The following is a 9479-nucleotide window of genomic DNA, read 5'->3' as shown; positions in this document are numbered from 1 at the left end:
CCTCCACCAGCCCCGGCGGCGCGTCGTGCGCGCCGTCGAAGCCCGGCGTGTCGACCAGCACAAGACCCTTCAGCGCGTCGCTGTCCGATGCGGCGGGGCGCAGCCCGCCCTCGCCCACCGGCAGGCCCGGCGGCAGGCGCGGGTCGGCCGGCCCGGGCGGCGCCGATCCGTGCGCCAGCAGCGTGAAGCCGCCCCCCTCCTCCCCGCCAGCGGCGGGCGCGCCGAGCAGCCGGTTGACGAAGGTGGATTTGCCGGAGCCGGCCGTGCCCAGCACGGCGACCACCGGCCACCACGGCACGCGCATCGCCAGCGACTCGTCGGAACGCAGGAAGCCCGGACGCTTCAGCGCGCGGTCGAGGGTGCGGGCGGCGGCGAGCAGGGGGAGCCGGTCGGGGCTTTCGGCGCCAAGGCGCGCCTCCAGGTCCTTCAGGCGGCGGCGCAGGGAGGGACGTGCGGACGAGGGACGTGCGGACATGGCACCCATGTACCATGGCAACCGGCGCCCGGCGCGGAAATTTGCCGTGGCCGCCGCGCGCGCCTATGATCGGCGGACTTCGCGGAGAGCACCCTTGACCCACGACCACCACGCGCACGCCGCCCACGATCACGGGCATGGACACGACCACGGCCATGGACACGACCATGGCCACGGCCACCACGGCCATTCCCACGCCCCGGCCGTCACCGCAGACAGCGAGCGGCGCCTGCTGCTGGTCATGCTGATGACCGGCGGCCTGATGGTGGCGGAGTTCGTGGGCGGGCTGGTGTCCGGCTCGCTGGCGCTGATGGCCGATGCCGGGCACATGCTGACCGATACGCTGGCGCTGGCGCTCGCCTGGCTGGCGTTCCGTCTCGGCCGGCGGGAGGCCGACGCGCGGCGCAGCTTCGGCTATCACCGGCTCCAGGTGCTGGCGGCCTTCGTCAACGGGCTGATGCTGTTCGCCATCGCCGGCTGGATCGTGGTGGAAGCGGCGCAGCGCCTGATCGAGCCGGAACCGGTGATGGGCACCACCATGCTGGCCATCGCCGTCCTGGGCCTGATCGGCAACGTCGTGGGCTTCCTGGTGCTGCACAGCGGCGACCGCGACAACCTCAACGTCCGCGGCGCGCTGCTGCACGTGGTGGGGGACCTGCTGGGCTCGGTGGGCGCCATCGCCGCGGCCGGCGTCATCCTGGCGACCGGGTGGACGCCGATCGATCCCATCCTGTCCGTGGTGGTGGCGGCGCTGATCCTCAAGGGCGCCTGGACGGTGGTGCGGCAGAGCACGCACATCCTGGTGGAGGGCACGCCGACCGGCATCGACACCGACGCCGTGCGCCGCGCCCTGCACGACGCGTCGCCCGAGGTGCGCGACATCCACCACGTGCACGTCTGGTCGCTGACGGCCGAGCGCACGCTGCTGACGCTGCACGCCGTGGTAACGCCGGGGGCCGACCACGACGCCGTGCTGACGGCGCTGCGGGCGGCCCTGCGCCAGCGGTTCGGCATCGATCACGCGACCGTGCAGATCGAAACCGGCGAGTGCCCGGACCGGGGTTGCTGAGCCCCGTCAGGTCGGCGCGCCGCCCGGCGCCGACTGCGGGTTCGGCGTGGCCGGCCGGTTCTTGTCCAGGCGGCGGATGATGATGTCGCCATCCGGCGTGAACTCGGGCGCGGCATAGGCGGGGAACTGGCTGATCCACCCCTCCAGCGCCTTCATCAGCAGTTCCAGGCCCTTCTTGGCCTGCTCGGCGGGGGTCACCGGCTGCGTGGCGGGCGGCAGGACGGGCGGCGGAGCCGCCTCGGCGGGCGGGTCGGCGGCCAGCGCCGCGCCGGAGAGCATGGGGCCTGAGAGCATGGGACCAGCCAGCATCAGGCCGGCGGCGATCAGTCGGGACAGGGTACGCATCGTCACCTCCTCGCTCACGCGCTGGAGACGGATCATCATACTACCATAACGGTATGGAGGCGGTGCGGCATTGCGTTCCTGATCGCGCCGAATCATCGGTCCGCGAGCAGACAGTTGCCGATCCGGAATGTGGACGGGCAACTGCTCAACCGAAAGCGGAAAAATCCCACAAAGAATAACCACTCTCCGGACACCTCCCGGATACCCGGCTCCAGTTGCCCCAAGATTGCCACACGAAGGATTTACCTTCCATTAACTTTGCCGATCCTCGTCCGGCATTTGCATCAACGCAGCAACAAAACCGCTAAGGGCCGCCCCGCCTGAAGCCCGGTTGCCAAAGTAAAGACCACCGCTTGGCGTTAACTTTCTTTTCCGGTGGCACACACAAGCCCGGCGATCGCACGACACTTTGCGAATCGAAGATTTCACTTGATCTTGGCCGTGCGCGACAGGCAAGATCAAGCCATTCCGCATCAAAGACTAATTAAGAGTTTAAACTAAGGGTGTCCGGGGGATGAGCGAGTCAACTGTGCGCAAGAGGGGCCGACGCGGATCACCGGAATCGTGGTCGGTCGATACCCATGTCGGCCAGCGCGTGCGGATGCGCCGCACTCTTCTGGGCATGAGCCAGGAAAAACTGGGCGAGGCCATCGGCCTCACGTTCCAGCAGGTGCAGAAATACGAGCGCGGCTCGAACCGGATCTCTGCCGGAACTCTGTTCCGCCTCGGCCAGGTGCTGGACGTCCCGGTCAGCTTCTTCTTCGATTCCTATGAGGATCCGCAGGGCAAGTTCCGCTCCCGGCCGGTCGCCGATGGCGGATCGGAAGACAGCAGCGTGATCAGCCGGCGCGAGGCGCGGCTGCTGCGGCTGTGGCGCGCGGCGCCGCCGGCGGTGGCGGACGAGATGCTGGCGCTGCTGTCCGCCCTCTCGCCCCACCTGCGGGAGGCGCGCGAGGCCGAGGATCTGATCGCCATCCTGCCGCAGGACACGCGCTCCGCCCAGCGAAGCGACGAACCGCGCCGCGCCGGAAGCAAGGAGCCGCGCCGCCGCCGGCACGGCGCCGTGTGGGATCCCGCCGACATCATGCGCGCCGCCAAGGGGGAAACGCGTAGCTGACCCCCGCCCGGTTCGGGACGCCTCAGTATCGGAAGATGGCCGCCATGGCGGTGTCCGCCGGCAGCGCGTCGGCGGTCACGACGTGCACCTCGCCGCCGTTCAGCAGCGTGTCCGCCGCCGCCCGCTCCACCAGATCGATCACACCCTGGCCATCACCCTGGTGGCCACCATCCTGGCCTCCGGGCTCGCCGCCGACGCTGACGCGGTCGTTCGCCTCGTCGTAGCGGCCCCACACGCGCATGCCCTCGCTCAACAGCAGCGTCGCGACGCGGTTCTGGCGCGCCGCCGGCACGATGTCCTCCGGCCGGGTGGCCGCGCGCCCGGTGGTGCGGACGTCGCCGGCCACGGCGCGGAACTGGTCGACGGCCTTGTCGCGTGCCTGCGTGAACAGCGGCTCGACCAGCGCGTAGGCGCGCCGGTGGATCTCCTGGGCGTCCAGCGCGTCGGGGTTGGCGTCCACGGCGGCGTCGAGCAGGCCGTTCAGGTTCGACACCGTGCGGAAATGGCCGCGGATCTCGTCCTCGGCCACCAGCACCGTCGGCCCGTTGAACACCTTCAGATGCTCGTGCACGGCCACTGCGAGGCGGCGCAAATACTCGATCAGGTGCGCCTTGCGCAGCTCCTCCGGATCCTCGCCGAAGTTGTGCGTCTTCACCATGCTGACGGCCGAACCGCGGCGTTTGCCGTGGCGCGCGGGCGGCGCGGAGTTCAGGGAGTTTTCGTCATAGTCGGTCTCGGCGTGCACCTCCTGCACACCGTCCGGCAGCTTGGCCTCCTCCTCGCAGATGCCCCAGCGCGAGGCGGAGAACAGCCGCGCCCGGCTGGCGCTGACGGCCAGGACCATGAAGGCCCCCTCCGCCGCCAGCAGCGGCAGCAGCGGCCGCACCGACAGGCCCTGCGCCACCACGACCTCCTCCGGCGGCTCCATGGGCAGGCGGTGCATCTCGAACATGCCGTCGGCGATGAACATCGCCAGGCCCCGGTCCTGGTGGCGCCAGAACTCACCTTCGTCGAGGAACTTGGCGGCCGGCGTCACCATGGCCTCGGCGTCGGGGCGGCGCATGCCCAGCGCGGTCAGCCGCTCCACCGCCTGGCCCAACAGGTTCCTGAAGCGGATGGGATCCTGGCGGATCTCCCGTCCGGCGGTGTGGGTGGGCATGAAGAGCGACACTGCCGGGGTGGTGTGGACGGCCAGCAAACGGCCAAGGTCATCGCGTGTGAACATGGCGCACCGTCGTGTAGGGCTGAGGGAAACCTGTCGCCCAGCAACCGGGCGGCCCGGCAAAGGTTCCGGCTGGAATCGCCATGGGGAATTTCCATATGGACGCCCCGCCGAACGCTCACCTACAATCCCGCCGCCCTCCCTGGGTGATCCCGATTTGAGCGCCCATCCCGATTTAAGCGAAGGACGGCAGTATCCCGCGATGACCGGTTCCCTCGACCTTCGCCTCGTCAACGACCTTGCCGAGATCCCGCGCCTGGCGGAAACCGTCGAAGAATTGTTCGACGCGCAGGGCCTGCCGCCCAAGCTGGCCTTCAACTTCAATCTGGCGCTGGACGAGCTGCTGACCAACGTCATCAGCTACGCCTTCGAGCCCGGCACGGCGCACGAGATCGCGGTGCGGCTGACGGTGGCCGACGGGCAGGTCACGGCGGAGCTGGAGGACGACGGGCCGGCCTTCGACCCGCTGACCGAGGCGCAGGCCCCGGTGCTCGACGGCGACATCGACGACCGCCCCATCGGCGGCCTCGGCATCCACTTCGTCAAGACGATGATGGATCGCGTCCACTACGAGCGGCGCGACGGCCGCAACCGCCTGACGCTGAGCAAGCGGGCGGACGCCTGATCCCCTGATAAGGATCCCCTGAAAGACGTTGGGCCGGCGCTTTCGCCCGGCCCATCGTGAAACCCTGCCTTACCAGTGCCGGACCGGCCCCGTGTCCACGTGCACGAAGCCGCTGCGCGGATAGTAGCCGACGCCGCCGGCCTGCATCCGCATCGCCTCCTGCGCCACCGCGTGCAGGTCGCGGCCGGGCAGCACCACGTCCACGGCCATGCCGCGGGTGTGATAGCTCTCCTTCGCCACGGCACGGGAGCGGCGGCGGGCCAGCGCGTTGGTCTTTTTCGAGCGGAAGGCGCTGACGACCTGGAACGTTTCCTGCGACTCGAGTCGCTGCTGAATCTGCCACAGCACGTCGAAAAGGCGCGGGTCGTAGCGGTGAACCTGCTTCGCGCGATGGTCGCGCAGCAGGACGTCCAGCCGCTTCAGCGCGTCGGGGCGGTACTTGCCGTCGGCCCAGAATACGTCGCTGAAATGTTCACCGGTGTTGATGTTGTGCAGCGACAGGCGCCGCGCCACCCCGCCGTACACGGCGGCCTCGGCCGTATTGCTGGTCAGCAGGACCGGCGGAACCACGGCCGCGACGGCCGCACCAAGACCAAGGCCAAGAAAACCACGCCGCCCAAGCGCCGGCGGCTGGGACTCGTCCGCGTCAAATGTCATTCCCACCCTCACCAAACGAAGCGGTTCCCTGCGATCTTTCGGTCCGGACGTGCACCCATTCGGGTCGCACCCGTCCCGTACTGTTCGTTGGCCCCGGCGACCCCAAAATATGGTGGTCATACGAAGGCGGATATCCGTATAGGCGAGGTGCGAATTATGATCAACCTGAAATTTGCCACAGCCCCGCCCCAAGGGATGGGCGAGTGGTCCGCAAGGTTGACCAGAACGGCACGATTGGAAATGCAACGTGTGATGCGTCGCCTTATGCTGCGCGTGCGTATACACTGCACCTGCGAATTGGCGTGGTGCGCGCGGAGTGAGAGGCGAAATGATGTCGGCACGTTATCCTGGTCCCGGAGCACGCGTCCTGGCGGCGCTGCTGGCGGTGTTCTGCTTCGCGTACACCGTGCCGGCCGGCGCCGAGACCTTCCGCGAGACGCTGGACGTCTGGATCGCCAAGCTGGAGGTCCGCGCCGCAGAGCTGGAGGCCGCACCGCCGGTCACCGTCACCCGCATCGGCGCCGGCGCCACCCTGAAGAAGGGTGAATCGGGCGAACGCGTCGGCCGCCTCGCCGCCCGCCTCGTCGAACTCGGCCATCTGGCGCCGGAGCAGCTGCGCACCGTCTTCGACGACACGGTGGACAACGCCGTGCGCGCCTTCCAGCTCGCCCAGGGGCTGAAGCCCGACGGGCGCGTCGGCGACGGCACGCGCCGCGCGCTCGACCGCACCGCGCAGGAAGCCGCGCTGATGATCCGGCAGAGTGCGGCGTCCATGCGCGCCGCCCGCGACGCCGGCCTGGAATCGGTGCTGTACGTCAACCTGCCGAACCAGACGGTGACGCTGGTCCGCAACGACCGGCTGGAGCTGACCATGCGCGCGGTGGTCGGCCGCCCGTCGCGCGAGACGCCGCTGCTGGAAGACCGCATCACCCACATCATCGTCAACCCGACGTGGACGGTGCCGCCCACCGTGCTGAAGCAGGACAAGCTGCCGCTGCTGCGCACCAAGGGCACGCCGGGCATCTCCAACGCCACCGTCTACCTGGACGGCGAGCCGGTGCCGCCGGAGGCCGTGGACTGGTCCCAGGTGTCGCCGGGCCGCGTGCGCATCGTGCAGCAGCCGGGCGACCACAACGCGCTGGGCCGCTTCCGCTTCAACCTGACGAACCCGCACAACATCTACCTGCACGGCACCAACGAGCCGCACCTGTTCGACCGCGAGGTGCGCACCATCAGCTCCGGCTGCGTGCGCCTGAAGGACGCCCGCCATCTGGCCGAGCTGCTGCTGGCCGACGTCGGCATCACGCCGCAGAAGATCGACGCCATGCTGGCCACCGGCGAGCCGCAGTGGGTGAAGGTGCGCTCCCTGCCCGTCCGCTTCGTCTACTGGACGGCAACGGTGGACGCCGACGGCGTGGTGCGCCTGCACAACGATGTCTACGACATGATGGACGAGGTGGCCGCCGCCGGCACCCGTTCCGGCGCCTGACGCCAGCGCCTGGGGGGATCTTGTAGCGGCCGTGACCTCCACCATATGGGGCGCATCGTCCACCAAGGAGATGTAGCCCCATGGGTCTGTTCGACATGTTCAAGGGCGGCGCGCCGCTGGAGATCACGCCCCGCCGGGCGATGACGGTGTCCCTGATCTACTGCATGGGCGCCGACGGCGAGATCGACCCGGAGGAGATCGGCCACCTGCTGTCCGTCCTGGGCCGCAACGCCACGCGCGAGGATCTCGACCGCTGCCTGAAGTACGCGCGCAGCACGCCCATCGAGACCTTCCTGCAGGAAGCGGCCCCGAAACTCGGCGAGCCGCAGCGCCTGTGCATCCTGCTGAACATGATCGACAGCGCCATGGCCGACGGCGAGGCCGAACAGGGCGAGCAGCAGCTCATCGCCCGTTTCCAGCAGGCCTTCGGCCTATCCGACGCCGCGCTGGAGCCCTATTTCCGCGCGCTCGTCGCCAAGAACAACCGCGCGGTCCTGGATATCTGAGGGACGCCACTGGGGGCGGCGGTCAATCCTCCGCCCCCTTGCCGCGCATCTTCTTCACGTCGGCCCGCTTCGCCTTCCCCTCCAGACGCCGCATTTTCGACCCCAGCGTCGGCTTGGTCGGCCGGCGCGGCGGCGGTGGCGGGGCGGCCGCCTCGCGAATCAGCTCCACCAATCGTTCCAGCACATCGTCGCGGTTCCGCCGCTGTGAGCGGTAGCGGTCGCCGACGATGATCAGCACGCCATCCTGCGTCATCCGGCTGCCGGCCAGCCGCTTCAGCCGCAGCTTCACGTCGTCCGGCAGCGAGGGCGAGCTTCGCACGTCGAAGCGCAGTTGGACCGCACTCTCCGTCTTGTTGACGTGCTGCCCGCCGGGGCCGGAGGCGCGCACGAACTCCTCGTGCAGTTCGCTCTCGTCCAGCGCGATGCGATGCGTGACGCGGATCATGCTCCCCACCCCGTGAAAACGAACCGGGGGGCCGAAGCCCCCCGGTATAACGTCAGCTGCGCACCAGCGGCTTGTACTTGATGCGGTGCGGGTTGACCGCGTCCGCACCCAGGCGGCGCTTCTTGTCTTCCTCGTAGTCCTGGAAGTTGCCCTCGAACCACTCCACGTGGCTGTCGCCCTCGAAGGCCAGGATGTGGGTGGCAATGCGGTCGAGGAACCAGCGGTCGTGGCTGATCACCACCGCACAGCCGGGGAAGTTCTCCAGCGCCTCTTCCAGGGCCCGCAGCGTGTCGACGTCCAGGTCGTTGGTCGGTTCGTCGAGCAGCAGGACGTTGGCGCCGGACTTCAGCATCTTGGCAAGGTGCACGCGGTTGCGCTCACCGCCCGACAGCTGGCCCACCTTCTTCTGCTGGTCGGAACCGCGGAAGTTGAAGGAGGAGACGTAGGCGCGGCTCGGCATGGTCTTCTTGCCGAGGTCGATGACGTCCAGCCCGTCGGAGATCTCCTCCCACACGGTCTTGTTGGGGTTCAGCGTGTCGCGGCTCTGGTCGACGTAGCCCAGCTTGACCGTCTCGCCGACGCGGAAGGTGCCGGCGTCCGGCCCCTCCTGCCCGGTGATCATGCGGAACAGCGTGGTCTTGCCCGCACCGTTCGGGCCGATGACGCCGACGATGCCACCCGGCGGCAGGCGGAACGACAGGTCGTCGACCAGCAGGCGGTCGCCGAAGCCCTTGGCGATCTTCTCCGCCTCGATGACCACGTTGCCCAGGCGCGGCGGCGTCGGGATGACGATCTTCGCCTCGCTGACCTGCTCCTTGCCGCTCTCGGCCAGCATGGTCTCGTACGCCTGGATACGCGCCTTCGACTTGGCCTGGCGCGCCTTCGGGCTCTGCCGGATCCACTCCAGCTCCTGGTCCAGCTTGCGCTGGCGCGCCTCTTCCGAGCGGCCTTCCTGCTCCAGGCGCTTCTGCTTCTGCTCCAGCCAGGAGGAGTAGCTGCCCTCCCACGGAATGCCCGAGCCGCGGTCCAGCTCCAGGATCCAGCCGGTGACGTTGTCCAGGAAGTAGCGGTCGTGGGTGACCAGCACGACGGTGCCCTTGTACTCCTGCAGATGGCGCTCCAGCCATGCCACGGACTCGGCGTCCAGGTGGTTGGTCGGCTCGTCCAGCAGCAGCATGTCGGGCTTTTCGAGCAGCAGCTTGCACAGCGCCACGCGGCGCTTCTCGCCGCCCGACAGCTTGGTCACGTCGGCATCGCCCGGCGGGCAGCGCAGCGCGTCCATGGCGATCTCGACCGTGCGGTCCAGGTCCCAGGCGTCGGCGTGGTCGATCTTCTCCTGCAGCTCGGCCTGCTCGGCCATCAGCGCGTCAAAGTCGGCGTCCGGGTCCGCCATCATGTTCGACACTTCGTTGAAGCGGTCGACCAGCGCCTTGGTCTCGGCCAGCGCCTCCAGGATGTTCTCCTGGACGTTCTTGGTCGGGTCGAGCTGCGGCTCCTGCGACAGGTAGCCGACCTTGGCGCCCTGCGCC

General features: G+C 68.9%; 10 protein-coding genes and 1 pseudogene. 5 read left to right on the top strand and 6 right to left on the bottom strand.

The window, feature by feature from the left end:
- Nucleotides 1-475 (bottom strand): annotated as a pseudogene (locus VED21_RS36395) (hypothetical protein); the annotation flags it as partial.
- A 94-nt stretch (nt 476-569) separates the two neighbouring features.
- Between VED21_RS36395 and VED21_RS36390 the strand changes: the two are divergent.
- On the top strand, nt 570-1544 hold the full coding sequence (locus VED21_RS36390; RefSeq protein WP_324890979.1) for a cation diffusion facilitator family transporter: 975 nt from the start codon (nt 570-572) through the stop codon (nt 1542-1544).
- 6 nt (nt 1545-1550) lie between these two features.
- Here VED21_RS36390 and VED21_RS36385 read toward each other — a convergent pair whose 3' ends face one another.
- Nucleotides 1551-1889, bottom strand: coding sequence for a hypothetical protein (locus VED21_RS36385; protein ID WP_324890977.1), 339 nt, complete (start codon nt 1887-1889; stop codon nt 1551-1553).
- A 514-nt stretch (nt 1890-2403) separates the two neighbouring features.
- Here VED21_RS36385 and VED21_RS36380 point away from each other — a divergent pair.
- Nucleotides 2404-3006 carry a helix-turn-helix transcriptional regulator gene (locus VED21_RS36380; protein ID WP_324890975.1) on the top strand — a complete coding sequence of 201 codons (603 nt, stop codon included), beginning with the start codon at nt 2404-2406 and terminating at the stop codon, nt 3004-3006.
- Nucleotides 3007-3028: 22 nt separating this feature from the next.
- On the opposite strand, the gene VED21_RS36375 is transcribed toward VED21_RS36380, so the two are convergent.
- Complete coding sequence (locus VED21_RS36375) at nt 3029-4231, bottom strand: hypothetical protein (RefSeq protein WP_324890973.1); 1203 nt, start codon at nt 4229-4231, stop codon at nt 3029-3031.
- Nucleotides 4232-4430: 199 nt separating this feature from the next.
- On the opposite strand from VED21_RS36375, the gene VED21_RS36370 reads away from it, so the two are divergent.
- Nucleotides 4431-4853 carry an ATP-binding protein gene (locus VED21_RS36370; protein WP_324890971.1) on the top strand — a complete coding sequence of 141 codons (423 nt, stop codon included), beginning with the start codon at nt 4431-4433 and terminating at the stop codon, nt 4851-4853.
- Nucleotides 4854-4922: 69 nt separating this feature from the next.
- Here the strand turns inward: VED21_RS36370 and VED21_RS36365 are convergent, their stop codons facing one another.
- Entirely contained in the window at nt 4923-5510 is a 588-nt protein-coding gene (locus tag VED21_RS36365; RefSeq protein ID WP_324890969.1) for a DUF882 domain-containing protein, read from the bottom strand.
- Nucleotides 5511-5838: 328 nt separating this feature from the next.
- Between VED21_RS36365 and VED21_RS36360 the strand changes: the two genes are divergently transcribed.
- Both VED21_RS36360 and VED21_RS36355 read left to right on the top strand, forming a co-directional pair.
- On the top strand, nt 5839-6999 hold the full coding sequence (locus tag VED21_RS36360; RefSeq protein WP_324890967.1) for a L,D-transpeptidase family protein: 1161 nt from the start codon (nt 5839-5841) through the stop codon (nt 6997-6999).
- Between the two features lie 80 nt (nt 7000-7079).
- Nucleotides 7080-7505 (top strand): TerB family tellurite resistance protein, encoded by a 426-nt coding sequence (locus VED21_RS36355; protein ID WP_324890965.1) that lies wholly within the window; start codon nt 7080-7082, stop codon nt 7503-7505.
- Nucleotides 7506-7527: 22 nt separating this feature from the next.
- On the opposite strand, the gene arfB is transcribed toward VED21_RS36355, so the two are convergent.
- Complete coding sequence (gene arfB, locus VED21_RS36350; protein ID WP_324890963.1) at nt 7528-7950, bottom strand: alternative ribosome rescue aminoacyl-tRNA hydrolase ArfB; 423 nt, start codon at nt 7948-7950, stop codon at nt 7528-7530.
- 52 nt (nt 7951-8002) lie between these two features.
- On the bottom strand, nt 8003-9479 hold a 1477-nt coding region (ettA, locus tag VED21_RS36345; RefSeq protein WP_324890961.1), incomplete at its 5' end, for an energy-dependent translational throttle protein EttA.

The sequence above is a fragment of the Azospirillum sp. genome (genome assembly GCF_035627195.1).
Taxonomy (GTDB): Bacteria; Pseudomonadota; Alphaproteobacteria; order Azospirillales; family Azospirillaceae; genus Azospirillum.
This window is presented reverse-complemented; position numbering and strand designations above follow the sequence as displayed.